This is a genomic window from Amycolatopsis sp. NPDC005232 (assembly GCF_040607795.1).
Classification (GTDB): domain Bacteria; phylum Actinomycetota; class Actinomycetes; order Mycobacteriales; family Pseudonocardiaceae; genus Amycolatopsis.
The window spans coordinates 26,993-40,327 of record NZ_JBEXHL010000013.1; the positions used below are offsets into that span (position 1 = coordinate 26,993).

Annotated in this window: 14 protein-coding genes; 8 read left to right on the forward strand and 6 right to left on the reverse strand. The window is 70.9% G+C overall.

Annotated features, from left to right (window positions below):
- The first annotated feature begins 28 nt into the window (after positions 1-28).
- On the forward strand, positions 29-1,180 hold the full coding sequence (gene ispG, locus ABZU76_RS24375; protein WP_220237841.1) for a flavodoxin-dependent (E)-4-hydroxy-3-methylbut-2-enyl-diphosphate synthase: 1,152 nt from the start codon (positions 29-31) through the stop codon (positions 1,178-1,180).
- A gap of 51 nt (positions 1,181-1,231) precedes the next feature.
- Here the strand turns inward: ispG and ABZU76_RS24380 are convergent, their stop codons facing one another.
- On the reverse strand, positions 1,232-1,486 hold the full coding sequence (locus ABZU76_RS24380) for a hypothetical protein (RefSeq protein WP_220237842.1): 255 nt from the start codon (positions 1,484-1,486) through the stop codon (positions 1,232-1,234).
- A gap of 75 nt (positions 1,487-1,561) precedes the next feature.
- On the opposite strand from ABZU76_RS24380, the gene ABZU76_RS24385 reads away from it, so the two are divergent.
- A complete protein-coding gene (locus ABZU76_RS24385) occupies positions 1,562-2,386 on the forward strand; it encodes an AraC family transcriptional regulator (RefSeq protein ID WP_354873374.1) in 825 nt (274 codons plus the stop codon).
- Complete coding sequence (locus ABZU76_RS24390) at positions 2,383-2,781, forward strand: VOC family protein (protein WP_354873376.1); 399 nt, start codon at positions 2,383-2,385, stop codon at positions 2,779-2,781. Before ABZU76_RS24385 ends, ABZU76_RS24390 begins: the two co-directional genes overlap by 4 nt.
- A 62-nt stretch (positions 2,782-2,843) precedes the next feature.
- Here ABZU76_RS24390 and ABZU76_RS24395 read toward each other — a convergent pair whose 3' ends face one another.
- Positions 2,844-3,050: a DUF4177 domain-containing protein gene (locus ABZU76_RS24395; protein WP_354873378.1), complete on the reverse strand. Its 207-nt coding sequence runs from the start codon at positions 3,048-3,050 to the stop codon at positions 2,844-2,846.
- A gap of 80 nt (positions 3,051-3,130) precedes the next feature.
- On the opposite strand from ABZU76_RS24395, the gene ABZU76_RS24400 reads away from it, so the two are divergent.
- From ABZU76_RS24400 to map, 3 genes are all read left to right on the forward strand, one after another.
- Positions 3,131-3,985 (forward strand): GNAT family N-acetyltransferase, encoded by an 855-nt coding sequence (locus ABZU76_RS24400; protein WP_354873380.1) that lies wholly within the window; start codon positions 3,131-3,133, stop codon positions 3,983-3,985.
- A gap of 69 nt (positions 3,986-4,054) precedes the next feature.
- Positions 4,055-5,878, forward strand: coding sequence for a penicillin-binding transpeptidase domain-containing protein (locus tag ABZU76_RS24405; RefSeq protein WP_354873382.1), 1,824 nt, complete (start codon positions 4,055-4,057; stop codon positions 5,876-5,878).
- Between the two features lie 18 nt (positions 5,879-5,896).
- Positions 5,897-6,754: a type I methionyl aminopeptidase gene (map, locus tag ABZU76_RS24410; protein ID WP_354873384.1), complete on the forward strand. Its 858-nt coding sequence runs from the start codon at positions 5,897-5,899 to the stop codon at positions 6,752-6,754.
- Here map and ABZU76_RS24415 read toward each other — a convergent pair.
- Together ABZU76_RS24415 and ABZU76_RS24420 are read right to left on the reverse strand one after the other, a co-directional pair.
- Positions 6,741-7,712: an SGNH/GDSL hydrolase family protein gene (locus tag ABZU76_RS24415; protein ID WP_354873386.1), complete on the reverse strand. Its 972-nt coding sequence runs from the start codon at positions 7,710-7,712 to the stop codon at positions 6,741-6,743. The two genes, map and ABZU76_RS24415, sit on opposite strands and share 14 nt — an antisense overlap.
- 180 nt (positions 7,713-7,892) lie before the next feature.
- Positions 7,893-8,582: a FadR/GntR family transcriptional regulator gene (locus tag ABZU76_RS24420; protein ID WP_354873388.1), complete on the reverse strand. Its 690-nt coding sequence runs from the start codon at positions 8,580-8,582 to the stop codon at positions 7,893-7,895.
- Positions 8,583-8,631: 49 nt separating this feature from the next.
- On the opposite strand from ABZU76_RS24420, the gene ABZU76_RS24425 reads away from it, so the two are divergent.
- Entirely contained in the window at positions 8,632-9,906 is a 1,275-nt protein-coding gene (locus ABZU76_RS24425; RefSeq protein WP_354873390.1) for an MFS transporter, read from the forward strand.
- A gap of 63 nt (positions 9,907-9,969) precedes the next feature.
- Here ABZU76_RS24425 and ABZU76_RS24430 read toward each other — a convergent pair whose 3' ends face one another.
- A complete protein-coding gene (locus ABZU76_RS24430) occupies positions 9,970-11,364 on the reverse strand; it encodes a mycothione reductase (RefSeq protein ID WP_354873392.1) in 1,395 nt (464 codons plus the stop codon).
- Positions 11,365-11,440: 76 nt separating this feature from the next.
- Positions 11,441-12,310, reverse strand: coding sequence for a M15 family metallopeptidase (locus ABZU76_RS24435; RefSeq protein ID WP_354873394.1), 870 nt, complete (start codon positions 12,308-12,310; stop codon positions 11,441-11,443).
- Positions 12,311-12,500: 190 nt separating this feature from the next.
- Between ABZU76_RS24435 and ABZU76_RS24440 the strand changes: the two genes are divergently transcribed.
- Complete coding sequence (locus tag ABZU76_RS24440) at positions 12,501-13,325, forward strand: serine protease (RefSeq protein WP_354873396.1); 825 nt, start codon at positions 12,501-12,503, stop codon at positions 13,323-13,325.
- Positions 13,326-13,335 lie beyond the last annotated feature (10 nt).

Here is a 13,335-nt window from a genome sequence, read left to right on the forward strand (position 1 = left end):
GGCCGGATGGAGTAGGTACGCTGGGGACGTGACCGTCGCGCTAGGTATGCCCGCACTGCCGCCCCCCGTCCTCGCCGAGCGCCGCAAAACCCGCCAGCTCCACGTGGGTTCCGTCGGTGTCGGCAGCGACTTCCCCATCTCCGTCCAGTCGATGACGACGACGCTGACCTCCGACGTCAACGCCACCCTCCAGCAGATCGCCGAGCTCACCGCCGCCGGCTGCGACATCGTCCGTGTCGCGTGCCCGTCCGCCGACGACGCCGAGGCGCTGCCCGCGATCGCGAAGAAGTCGCAGATCCCGGTGATCGCCGACATCCACTTCCAGCCCAAGTACGTGTTCGCCGCCATCGAGGCCGGCTGCGCCGCCGTGCGCGTGAACCCGGGCAACATCCGCAAGTTCGACGACCAGGTCAAGGAGATCGCGCAGGCCGCGAAGGACCACGGCACGCCGATCCGGATCGGCGTCAACGCCGGTTCGCTGGACAAGCGGCTGCTCGAGAAGTACGGCAAGGCCACGCCCGAGGCGCTCGCCGAGTCGGCCATGTGGGAGGCCTCGCTCTTCGCCGAGCACGACTTCCACGACATCAAGATCTCGGTCAAGCACAACGATCCGGTCGTGATGGTCCGCGCCTACGAGATCCTCGCCGAGCAGTGCGAGTACCCGCTGCACCTCGGCGTCACCGAGGCCGGGCCGGCGTTCCAGGGCACGATCAAGTCGGCCGTCGCGTTCGGCGCGCTGCTGACCCAAGGCATCGGCGACACCATCCGCGTGTCGCTGTCCGCGCCGCCGGTCGAAGAGGTGAAGGTCGGCAACCAGATCCTGCAGTCGCTGAACCTGCGCCCGCGCAAGCTGGAGATCGTGTCGTGCCCGTCGTGCGGTCGCGCGCAGGTGGACGTCTACACGCTCGCCGACCAGGTCACGGCCGGTCTGGAGGGCATGGAGATCCCGCTGCGCGTCGCGGTGATGGGCTGCGTCGTCAACGGCCCCGGCGAGGCCCGCGAGGCCGACCTGGGCGTCGCGTCCGGCAACGGCAAGGGCCAGATCTTCGTGAAGGGCGAGGTCATCAAGACCGTGCCCGAGCACGCGATCGTGGAGACCCTGATCGAAGAGGCCATGCGTATCGCCGAGGAAGCCGGCGAGGGCATCGGCGAGGGTTCGCCGAGCGTCACGGTCGGCTGAGTTTTCGGCTCTTGTGAAACCGGCCCCGCCTTTGTCGCGGGGCCGGTTTTTTCAGCCCTGCAGGTGGTGCTGGGCGGCGTCCTTGATCTGCATGCGCACGTTCTCCAGGGCCGCGGCGACCTCGTCGATCTGCTGGCTGGCCAGCTGGATCGCGCCCTGGATGGACGTGGCGGTGGACGTCTCGCCGAGTAGCCCGAGCACCTGCGACTGCAGGTCCTCCAGCTCGCCCTTCGTCGCGAGGGCGATGCCGGTGGGCACCGAGTCGGCCAGCAGTTCGAGCTGCTGGGCCTGCTCCTGGATCGTCACTCCCGCGTCCTTTCTCCGGTGGCCCCCGCTGTCCGTGGTAGCAGAAACCGGTGCTTCGCGGCCTACGCTGGTCAGGTGAGTCACAGCTGGGCCACCCGCTTGCCGCACCCGGTGCTGCGGCCGCTGGTCACGCGCTACGTCGGCTACGCCCAGAACGACGTCACGTTGTCGGTTCATCGCGGCCTGCCGTCCCGGCACGTGACGCTGATCATCAGCCTGGAACAGCCGATCCGCTTCGCCGGCCTGCCCGGCGAGGGCACCCTGCAGGCCCTGGTCGGCGGGCTGCACACCTCGCCGGCGCTCATCACGCAGGACCGGGTGCAGCGCGGCCTGCACATCGAGCTGGACCCGCTGGGTGTGCGTTCCCTGCTCGGCGTGACGGCGGCTGAGCTGAGCGGGCGGGTCGTGGACCTCGCCGAGTTCGGCCGGCCGTGGGCGCTGTTGCCTTCGCGTCTTTTCGAGGCTGCGGATTGGCCTTCCCGGTTTGCCGTGCTGGACGAGGTCCTGGCTTCTTCGGCTGCTTCGGCGCCCCCTCCGGCTCCTGAGCTGGGGGAGGCTTGGCGGCTTCTGCGGGTGCGTTCGGGCGGTGTGCGGGTGACGGACCTGGCTTCTTCGGTCGGCTGGAGCCGGCGGCATTTCGGTGAGCGCTTCCGCGCGGAGGTCGGCCTGGCTCCGAAGCAGGTGGCGCGGGTGTTGCGCTTCGAACGCGCCGGTCGTCTGTTGCGGGCGGGTTCGCCGGACCTGGCCTCGGTGGCTGTCGAGGCCGGCTACTACGACCAGGCGCACCTGTCGAACGAGTGGCGGGCGTTGGCGGGGTGCTCGCCGCGGACGTGGATCGCCGAGGAGCTCCCGTTCCTCCAAGACGACTCGGTGCCCCCGGAACCAGACTCGGGGGCATGACACCTCAACCGACAGTCTGGCCCGCCCTCCGTTACGACGACGCCCCCGCGGCCGTGCGCTTCCTCGTCGACGTCCTCGGCTTCGAGGAAACGCTGGTGGTCCCCGGCGGCGCCGAGCGCGCCATCGCCCACGCCGAGCTCCGCTGGCCCGAAGGCGGCGCGGTGATGCTCGGCAGCACCGGCGGCCCCGCCGACGACGTCCACGACGCCATGAAACCGGGCACCGGCGCGGTCTACGTCGTCTCCGACCACGTGGACGCCATCCACGCCCGCGTGCGCGCCGCCGGCGGCGACATCACCCTCGACCTGCACGACACCGACTACGGCTCGCACACCTTCAGCCTGCGCGACCCGGAGGGCAACAGCTGGACGATCGGCACCTACCGGGGAGCGTGAGCGCGGGGTTTGCCCGCTCGGCCCGGAGCCTCGATCGCCTGCCGCCGGCGCGTCGCGACCGGCTACTGGACTGGTCGTTCGAAGGTCACCAAGAGCCCGTCAACCCCTCCCGGACCGACACGGCCCTTCACGTCCGCCGAGGTGATCGCCTTCAGTTGCCAGCCGTCGCGGGCGTGGTCGTTCAGCAGGCGTTCGAGCTTGTCACCCGACATTTTGCCGCCCATGAGCTTCTCGCGGAGTTCGACGACCTTGTACGTGTAGCGCTGCATGTGTCCGATTGTGCCGTTCATCTGAGCGTGTCGGTGGGCTTGCGTTCCGTTCATCCGCGTCATCTGGCACTCTGGACACTGTGTTGCGGCTTGCAGGTGCACGGCTGCTCGACGATCGGGACTACCCAGCGGTGCGCGCCGCGCTGGCCGCCGACCCGGTGAGCAGCTGCATGGTCAGCGCCAGGGTCGAGGCCGCGGGCCTCGACCCTTGGCGGCTCGGTGGCGAGCTCTGGGCCGCCGACGGCCGCTCGGGGCGGTCCACGCGGTTCCAGGGCTTGTGTTTTGCCGGCCCGAACCTGATTCCGTTGCGCGGCAACGCGTCGGCGTTGCGGTCGTTCGCGGACCGGGCGTTGCGCAGGCAGCGCACGTGCTCGTCGCTCGTCGGGCCTGCCGAGCAGGTGCTGGGGTTGTGGGACGAGCTTTCGAGCGAGTGGGGGCCCGCGCGCGAAGTGCGGGGTGACCAGCCGCTGATGGCGCTCGACGGCAGCCCGCACGTCAAAGCCGACCCGCACGTGCGCGCGGTGCGGCCGGACGAGCTGGATCGCTACCTGCCCGCGGCCGTCGCGATGTTCATCGAGGAGGTGGGCGTCGATCCGCGCAGTGGCGACGGCGGCGCCAGCTACCGCGCGCGCGTGAGCGAGCTGATCGCCACCGGACGGGCGTTCGCCCGGTTCGAAGACGGCGAGGTCGTGTTCAAGGCCGAGATCGGCGCGATGTCGGCCGGCGTCGGCCAGATCCAGGGCGTGTGGGTGCACCCGGCGCGCCGCAGCGGCGGCCTCGGCACCGCGGGCACGGCCGCGGTCGTCAACCGGCTCGTGCACGGCCTCGGCCGCACCGCGAGCCTCTACGTGAACGCGTTCAACTCACCCGCGCTCGCCGCGTACCGCCGGATCGGGTTCCAGCAGGTCGGCCAGTACGCGACCGTCCTGTTCTGAACCCGATTCGCCCTTCCGGGTCGGCGTTTCGGCCCGGGACCTGCCTGCCGGGCTGGTTCGATCCGACGCATGGCACCTGGTCGGCACCCGCACCGTCGACACCGCGCAGCGGCCCTGACCGCCGCCGTCGTGACCGTCCTGCCGCTCGCCGGCTGCGGTCTGTTCTCGTCCGACGGCCCGGAAGACACGCTCGCCGCCTTCCTCACCGCCGTCAGCTCTGGTGACGTCGCCGCGGCCGCCGCGCGCACCGACTCGCCCGACGCCGCGAAGACCCTGCTCACCCAGGTCCGCGCCGCGCTCAAGCCCGAGTCGATCGAGGCGAGCGACGAGACCGTGAAGCAGTCGGGCGACAACGCCACCGGCGGCTACCGCCTCACCTGGCACCTCCCGAAGGGCCGCACCTGGAGCTACACCTCCGACGCGCAGCTGCGCTCGGCCGAGGACAGCTGGCAGGTGCACTGGCAGCCCACCGTCGTGCACCCGCAGCTGGCGCCGTCGCAGAGCATCGCGATCGTGGCCGATCCGGCCGAGCCCGCGCCGGTCCTCGACCGCGACGGCTTCCCCCTGCTGCGCCCGCAGACCGTGATCGGCGTCGTCGTGGACCCGGCGAAGACGGGCAACACCACAGCCGTCGCCAGCAAGCTCGGCTCGGCGCTGCACCGCTTCGAGCCGACGGTGACCGGCCGCTCCGTGCTCGATGGCATCAAGGCCACCAAACCCGGCGCCGCCTACCCCGTGCTTTCCTTGCGCGACACCGACTACGAGCAGGTCAAGCCCACCATCTACGACCTGCCTGGCGTCCGCTTCACGAGCCAGGAACGCCTTCTGCCCGACGATCGCGACACCGGCCGCCAGATCCTGCCCGCACTGCGCGCGATGGTCGAGCAGCAGGCCGCGGGCGGCGCGGGCTGGCGGATCGTCTCGCTCGACGTCACCGGCAGCGAGGCCAGCGAGCTCTACGCCGTGCCGCACAAGGACTCGCCGGCCGTCACGAGCACGCTCAGCACCCACATCCAGACGGCCGCTGAGAAGGCCCTTGCGCCAGTGAAGACCGCCGCCGCGATCGTGGCGCTGCAGCCGTCGACGGGGCAGCTGCTGGCCGTCGCCCAGAACGAGCCCGCGGACGAGCAGGGACCGCTCGCGCTCACCGGCCGCTTCCCGCCGGGGTCGACGTTCAAGATCGTCACCGCGACGGCCGCGCTCACGGCCGGCCGCGTGAAGGTCGACTCACCCGTCGCCTGCCCGGGCACGGTGACGTTCGCCGGCCGCGTGGTGCCCAACGAAGGCCGGTTCGACCTGGGCACGGTGCCGCTGGCGAAGGCGTTCGCGCAGTCGTGCAACACGACGTTCGCCCAGCTTTCGGCCGACCTTTCGCCGACGGCGCTCACCGACGCCGCGCGCTCGCTCGGCATCGGCGCCGACTTCGTGATCCCCGGCCTCACGACCGTCACGGGGTCCGCGCCGCAGGCTGATTCCGTGGTGCAGCGCGCGGAGAACGGCTTCGGGCAGGGAACCGTGGTCACGAGCCCCTTCGGGATGGCGCTCGCCGCCGCGGCCGTGCAGTCGGGAAAGGTCCCCTCGCCGTCGCTGGTGCGCGGCCGGCCCGCCAGGGTGAGCGGTCTCGGCCCGGCGCCGCGGCCGGACGTGCTCGACGCCGTGCGCTCGATGATGCGCGACGTCGTCACCACCGGCACGGCCACCGCCCTGCGCGACCTGCCCGACGTGCGCGGGAAGACCGGCACGGCCCAGTTCGGCGACGGCACGCACTCCCACGGCTGGTTCGTCGGCTACCAGGGCGACCTGGCGTTCGCGGTGCTGCTCACCGACGCCGGCTCCTCGAAACCGGCCGTCGACGCCGCTCACCGGTTCCTCGCGGGCGTGGCCGCGAAGTGACGTCGTAGTCTGGAGGGCATGTCCGTTCGTGCCCCGTTGAAGCCCGGCGTCCAGACTCCGCGCCGCGCCGTTCCCGCAGACATCGCCCGCCCCGAGTACGTCGACCGGCCGGCGCCGAAGCGGGACACCGGCAACGGCGTGCGCACGCCCGAGGTGATCGAGGCGATGCGCGTGGCGTCGAGGATCGCCGCGCAGGCGCTCGAGGAGGGCGGCAAGGCCGTCAAGCCCGGCGCGACCACCGACGACATCGACAAGGTCGTGCACGAGTTCCTGCTCGACCACCACGCCTACCCGTCGACGCTGGGCTACCGCGCCTTCCCGAAGTCGTGCTGCACCTCGCTCAACGAGGTGATCTGCCACGGCATCCCCGACTCGACCCTGATCGAGGACGGCGACATCTGCAACATCGACGTCACCGCCTTCATCGGCAGCGTCCACGGCGACTGCAACGCCACCTTCCTCGCGGGCGACGTCTCCGAGGAGGCGAAGCTGCTCGTCGAGCGCACGCGCGAAGCCACGGCGCGCGCGATCAAGGCGGTGCGCCCCGGGCGGCAGCTGAACGTGATCGGCCGCGTGATCGAGGCGTACGCGAAGCGCTTCGACTACGGCGTGGTCCGCGACTTCACCGGCCACGGCGTCGGCCCGGCGTTCCACACCGCGCCGACGGTGCTGCACTACGAGGAGCCCTCGGTCCACACGCTGATCGAAGAGGGCATGACCTTCACGATCGAGCCGATGATCACCCTCGGCACCATCGACTACGACGTGTGGGACGACAACTGGACCGTGACCACGAAGGACAAGAAGTGGACGGCCCAGTTCGAGCACACCCTCGTGGTCACGGCCGACGGCGCGGAGATCCTCACGCTCCCGTGAGGTGCGCGGTCCGGGCCAGCTGAGCGGGGTCGGCCTTGCTGCGCGGAGCCGGTGTCTTGGTGCTCTTCGCGGGCACCCCGAGCGACTGGGCGATCAGCTTCGCTTCGGCCTCCATCCCGGCACGGAACGGGTGGTAGGCCACGGCTTCGAAGAGATTCGTGCTCTGGCCGTTGACCCACGCTTTGCCGCGGGCGCACGCGTCGTGGCCGAGGCTGGGGCCGTAAGTGTCGACGAAGTGCACGCCTTCGCTGCGCGCGGCTCCTTCGATGGCGGCGTTGAGCTGCTGCTCGATGCTGTCCGCCCACGCGTAGTCGCCGTCGGCGAACGGGATCACGCTCGGGCACGTGCCCGTGGGCGGCAGCAGGCGCGGGTAGCCGACGAGCACGATCGTCGCGGTTGGCGCGCGGTCCTTCACGCCTTGCACGACCTTCGCGACGTTGCGGCCGGTCGCCTGCACCGCGGCGGCCATGGTGTCCACGCCGTTCACGGTGTAGTGCGCCTGGCAGGGCGCGCCGGTCGGGTCGTCGGCGCGCAGCGTCGGGCAGGTGCCGGTCAGGTCGCCGAAGACGCTGTCGTCGTTGCCGCCGATGCCGATGGTGACCAGGTCGGTGTCGGCGTGCAGCGCGTCGAACTGCGGCTGCTGTGTGGACAGCGGAATGCTCGGCGACGGCGTGACCTGCGGCTGCGTCATGTTCGACGTGTCGGCCGACGAGCAGCTGACGTCGGTGAACGCGCCGTCCGTGTCGTAGATCCCCAGCCGCGTCGCGAGCCAGGACGGGTAGTTGTTGTTCGAACGGAAGCACCAGCTGGCCTGCTGCCACGGGATCAGCGGCCCGGCGGTGTACGAGTCGCCGAGGGCGACGTACTTGCGGAACGACGGAGTGCTGGCGGCCGCGGCGGCGGCACCGGCGACCAGCCCGGCGACCACGAGCAACACGACAAGGGGCGAACGGCGCACGGGCCTGACCTCTCCGTCCGACGGGATGGTGATCAGACTTTCGCGTGGTCCGGACAAGTCCGCAACTTATGTGAGTCACTTTCACGTTCAAGAGTCCCGCGGGTGGGGGAGGCCCCTCGGCCGGGCCGTGAACCAGCGGTGACGCGGCGGTGACATCGGGGGAGCGGTGTCGAGGAGTCCCTAGTCCGCCGTTTGTCCGCTTTCCTCGGCCCGCGCCAGGATTTCGTCGAGGAAGTCGCCGGCCGCCTGGGCCGCGCGGGCCGGGTCGCGGGCTTCGATGGCGTCGACGATGGCGCGGTGCTGGGCGATCTCGGCGTGGTCCGGGTGGTCGTAGGTGGACGCGACACTGGCGGTGATCGCCTCCATCAGGCCGCGGTAGAGCTCGAACAGCAGGCCGTTGTGTCCACATCGGACGATTTCGAGGTGGAACTCCGCGTCGGTGCGGGCGAAGTCGTCGACGCGGCCGTCGAGCTGGTCGGTGTCGCGCTGTTGCAGCAGCACGCGCAGACTCGCGACCTCGGTGTCGGTGCGGGCGGTGGCGGCCAGGCGCGCGCCTTCGACCTCCAGGGTGCGGCGGACCTGCAGGACCTCGCGCAGCTCGGTGCCGCACAGCCGCCGCAGGGCGCCGGAGACCTCGCTGGTGGCGCGGACGTACGTGCCGTCGCCCTGGCGGACTTCGAGGATGCCGGTGTGCGCGAGCGCGCGGACGGCCTCGCGCACGGTGTTGCGCCCGACGCCGAGCTGGGCGACCAGCGCGGGCTCGGTGGGGATGCGCTGTCCGACCGGCCATTCCCCCTGTGCGATCGCGTCGCGCAGCTGGTCGATGACCTGGTCGACCAGGCCCGCGCGCCGGGTGGTGGCGAGAGGCACAGGATTAATCCCTTCATCCAATCATCCTATGTATGCGATAGTAGCGGACGTGTCCGTCGATTCCTGGGATCCCACCCCACGCCCCGCCTCTTACTCCGACCGCCTCGAGCTCGAACTCGAAGGCGGCATCGAGGAAGAGACGCCTGGCGGCGTGCGCCGGCCCGGGGTGATCGCGGGTGGCGCGCTGCTCGCCGTCGCCGTGGTGCTCACGGCGCTGAACCTGCGCCCGGCCATCACGAGCGTCGGTCCGTTGCTCGCGGAGATGCGCGGCAGCCTCGGCGCGTCGGCGATCTGGGCGAGCGTGCTGACGACGTTGCCCGGCCTGTGTTTCGCCGGCGCGGGCCTCACGGCGCCGCTGCTTTCGCGCCGGTTCGGCATCGGCTCGGCGATCGGGTTCGCGCTGGCGGTGCTCACGGCCGGGCTGGTGCTGCGCGTCGTCGACGGTCAGCTCGTGGTCCTCGGCGGCACCCTCGTCGCGACGGCCGGCATCGCGCTGATCAACGTCCTCATCCCCGTGGTGATCAAGGACTCCTTCCCGGCGCGCGTCGGCATGATGACCGGCGTCTACACGGCCGCGCTGCAAGGCGGCGGCGCCGCGGGGTCCGCCGCGAGCCCACCGCTGGAGACGGCGTTCGGCGGCTGGCGCCTGTCGCTCGGCTCGTGGGCCGTGCTGGGCGCGCTCGCGCTGGCCGTTTGGCTCTTCGCCGTGCGTGGCACCGGCCGCGCACCCAAGCCGACCGCGTCGACCGGCGGTGGACGGTCGCTCATGCGCAGCCCGCTCGCCTGGATCGTCACGATCTTCTTCGGCCTGCAGTCCTTCATCGCCTACGTCGTCATGGGCTGGCTCCCGCAGGTTTTCATCGACTCCGGCGTCAGCAAGGGCGACGCCGGCCTGCTGCTGGGCCTGATCTCCGTGATCGCCGTGCCGATCAGCCTCGTGATCCCGCCCATCGCGGCGCGGCAGGGCACCCAGAGCTGGTGGATCCTCGGCATGGGCCTGTGCGGCCTGGCCGGGATGGCCGGCCTGCTCGTGGCGCCGGCCGCGTCGCCGCTGCTGTGGAGCGTGCTCATCGGCATCGGCATGAGCGTCTTCTCACTCGCCCTCACCGTCATCGCCCTGCGCGCCCGCACGGGCGCCGACACCGCGCGCCTGTCCGGCATGGCCCAGGGCTACGGCTACCTGCTCGCGGCCGTCGGCCCGTTCGTCTTCGGCCTCCTCCACAACGCGACGGGCAGCTGGTCGGTGTCGCTGATCGTGCTCATCGTGGTGATGTGCGCGCAGATGTTCTTCGGCGTCCTGGCGGGGCGTCCGCGCTACGTCTGACCCGACACGCGAAAGGCCTCCCCGCTCGGTCGAAACGGGGAGGCCTTTCGCGTCTCGAGATTCTCAGTCCAGCGGCAGGTTCAGCAGCGCGTTCTCGATCAGCTCCGGCATCGCCGGGTGGATCCAGTACTGGCCGCGCGCCATGGTGTGGGCGTCGAGGCCGAAGCTCATGGCCTGAATGAGCGGCTGGATGACCGACGAGGCCTGCGGGCCGATGATGTGGGCGCCCAGCAGCTGGCCGGTGGCGGGGTCGGCGAGGAGCTTCGCGAAGCCCGTCGTGTCCTCCATGGCCCAGCCGTAGGCGATGCCGGCGTAGTCCTGTTTGGACACGACGTAGGACACACCGCGAGCGCGCGCGTCCTGTTCCGTCAGGCCCACCGAGGCGATCTGCGGTGAGGTGAAGATCGCGTGCGGCACGAAGCGGTGGTCGGCCTTGATGCGGTCGTCCGGGTGCAGCAAGTTGTGTTGCACCACACGGCTTTCGTGGTTCGCGACGTGCTTCAGCTCGTACGGCGACGACATGTCCCCGAGCGCGTAGATGCCCGGCACCACCGTCTCCTGGTGGTCGTCCACGGCCACGTGGCCGCTGGCCTTCGTGGTGACGCCGGTGGCCGCGACGTCGAGCACGTCGGAGTTCGGCGTACGGCCGATGGCGACCAGGATGAGGTCGCTCTCCAGCGTCTCGGCGCCCTGCGGGCCTTCGAGCTCCAGCACCGCACCCGTGGCTTCGCGGTGCGCGCGCAGGATCTTGCGGTCACGACGCAGGTCGAAGCGTTCCGCGGCCAGCTCGGTGAAGCGGGCGCTCACGTCCTCGTCCTCGCCGCGCAGCATCGCGCCCGAGCGAAGGACCACGGTCACGTCCACGCCGAACGACGCGAACACGTGCGCGAACTCCGCCGCGATGTAGCCGCCGCCGAGGATGGTGATGCGGCGGGGCAGGGCGTCGAGCCGCATGATCGTGTCGGAGGTGTGGTAGCCGGTCTCCTCGAGGCCCGGGACGTCCGGCACGACCGGGCGCCCGCCCGCGGCGAGCACGAAGCGGTCGGCCGTGAGCACCTCGTCGGGCCGCCCGTCGGTGAAGCTGACGCGCAGCTCCTTCATTCCGGTGAAGCGGCCTTCGCCCTGGTAGACGTCGACGTTCTTGTTGTCCTCGTGGTTCTTCCGGTACTCCGCGCCACCCGCGGCGATCGGGTCGATGCGCCCGAAGACGCGGTCGCGGATCTCGGGCCAGCGCACGCCCTTGAGCTCCTCGTCCACGCCGTAGCGGGAGCTGTGCGAAGGTGTCGCGGCCACGTCTGCGGCGTAGACGAACATCTTGGTCGGGATGCAGCCCACGTTGAGGCACGTGCCGCCGAACGTCCCCTTCTCGACGATCGCCGTCTTCAGGTCGGCGAAGCGCGAGTCGAGGATCGAGTTCCCCGATCCGGTCCCGACGATCACCAGGTCGTAGTGCGGCACAGTCTTCCTCCGAAAGCCGTAGAACAGGCGTTCCCCAGCCTAGTCAACTGCGCGGCCGCACAGGGTGTTCCCGCGGTCAATGCCCTGTGGCTGTGAAGTGCATCCGGTCGACCGGCGAGGTCCACGCGCCACCCCAGCTCCAGCCGACGGCGGCGAAGTCGTGCACGACCGGTCCGCCCGCGACGACCATGCCCGGCCGCACGCGCGAGCGGTCCAGGTACGCCGACGCCAGCTCCGGCAGTACCAGCGGTCCCTTCGTGTACGGGTTGCAGAACGGGTTCACGTCCACGGCCAGCCCGTACGCGTGGGCGGACCAATTCGTCTCGCCGCGGACGGGCCGGCAGACGAAGGCGCTCGTGTCGTTGCCGTCGCCGGTGGGCGGCGCGTCGAGCTCCTCGGGCCTGGTCACGCGCATTTCTTCGAGGGGGAACCGCTGCGCGAAGAGCTTGCCGAACGCGGTGACGACGGCCTGCGCGCCGGTGCGGTTCACGAGCAGCTCGCCGGTGTGGGCGCGGCCGTCGAAGCCCCAGAAGGAGAGCGTGACGTAGCGCAGGTCCGTCGACTTCACCGGGCACCCGGGCTGCCAGGTGCTGCGGGCGAGCACGTCGGCGGGGACGGGGACGATCTTCGACGTGTAGGTGGTGCCAGCCGGCGGCGGCAGGAAGTCGCGCGTCGGCAGGGCGCGATTCACCAGTTCGGGTGGAGTCGGGAGGATCTCGCCGAAGCCGTCGGAACGGCGGGGGAGCGGGCGTGCACCCACCTGCCAGGTGACAGGCGGAGTGCTCGTCGCTGTCCGGGTTGTCGGGAGTGCCGCGCTCGTCCGGCTCGTCGCGCTCGGTGACGGCGTTCCGGGCGGGACCGAGGGCGCGGTCGAGGCCGGCGTGCTGCAGCCGACCAGCAGGAACGTGATCAGGGTGCCGGCCGCGGCCGTCGCTCTCCGTCGCATGGAACCAGCCAATCAAACGCGCTCCGTGAGCGCTGAGTCCACCCGTTCCAGTGACACCATTTCGGGCCTGCTCCGTTTAGGGTAATCGCGGCTGCTCGTTCACGCGCCGCGATCCCGCTGCTCGCTCTTGCCGAATGTCCATGCTCTTGCCGAATGTTTTGGTCGAAATGCTCTGCCGAAGGGGAATCCCATGCCCGCCAAGTTCCGCCGTCCGCTCCTTCTCGCGGCCGGGGCCCTGCTCGTGACCGCGGTGACGGTGCCGATCGCGGTCAGCACGGCGTCGGCACAGGACGCGCCCACGCCGCCCTCCGGCGCGCAGCCGCGGATCGTCGGCGGAGACGAGGCCACGCTGTCCGACCACCCGTACGCGGTGTACCTCGCCGACCAGAACGGGAACCAGTTCTGCGGCGCCGTGATCGTGAGCTCCACCGCGGTCGCGACAGCCGCGCACTGCGCGAAAGCCTTGCCCCGCACCGATGTTCGCGTCGTCGCGGGCCGCCAGGACAAGCGCACGAGCGACGGCGTGGTGCTCACCGTGTCGCGCGAGTGGGTCGATCCGGACTTCTCCGACCCGACGAAGGGCGCCGACGTCGCGGTGCTGAGCGTGCGGGGCCAGCTGCCCTACCGGCCGGCGAGGGTGGCGTCCGCCAGCGACCGCGCGGCCTACGACACGGGCACGCAGGCCACCGTCCTCGGCTGGGGCCGCGTCGCCGACGGCGGCGACCGCTCCGACTACCTGCGCAGCGCCGTCGTGCCGCTCGTCAGCGACTCCACGTGCAAGACGGCCTACGACACGTACGACCCGTCGAGCATGGTCTGCGCCGGCTACCCGGATGGCGGCATCGACGCCTGCCAGGGTGACTCCGGTGGTCCCCTCGTGGTCGGCGACACCCTCATCGGCATCGTCTCCTTCGGCGACGGTTGCGCGAAGGCCGGCAAGCCCGGCGTGTACACCCGCGTGTCGACGTACGCCGACGACATCGCGGCGCAGTCGCAGGCGCGGATCCTGGGCTGAGCTGTGCAGT

Bases quoted from the DNA above. Each gene is read 5' to 3' on its own strand.
- ABZU76_RS24435 (WP_354873394.1), bottom strand. From the start codon at position 12,310: ATGCGACGGAGAGCGACGGCCGCGGCCGGCACCCTGATCACGTTCCTG.
- ABZU76_RS24405 (WP_354873382.1), top strand. From the start codon at position 4,055: ATGGCACCTGGTCGGCACCCGCACCGTCGACACCGCGCAGCGGCCCTG.
- map (WP_354873384.1), top strand. From the start codon at position 5,897: ATGTCCGTTCGTGCCCCGTTGAAGCCCGGCGTCCAGACTCCGCGCCGC.
- ABZU76_RS24440 (WP_354873396.1), top strand. From the start codon at position 12,501: ATGCCCGCCAAGTTCCGCCGTCCGCTCCTTCTCGCGGCCGGGGCCCTG.
- ABZU76_RS24395 (WP_354873378.1), bottom strand. From the start codon at position 3,050: ATGCAGCGCTACACGTACAAGGTCGTCGAACTCCGCGAGAAGCTCATG.
- ABZU76_RS24390 (WP_354873376.1), top strand. From the start codon at position 2,383: ATGACACCTCAACCGACAGTCTGGCCCGCCCTCCGTTACGACGACGCC.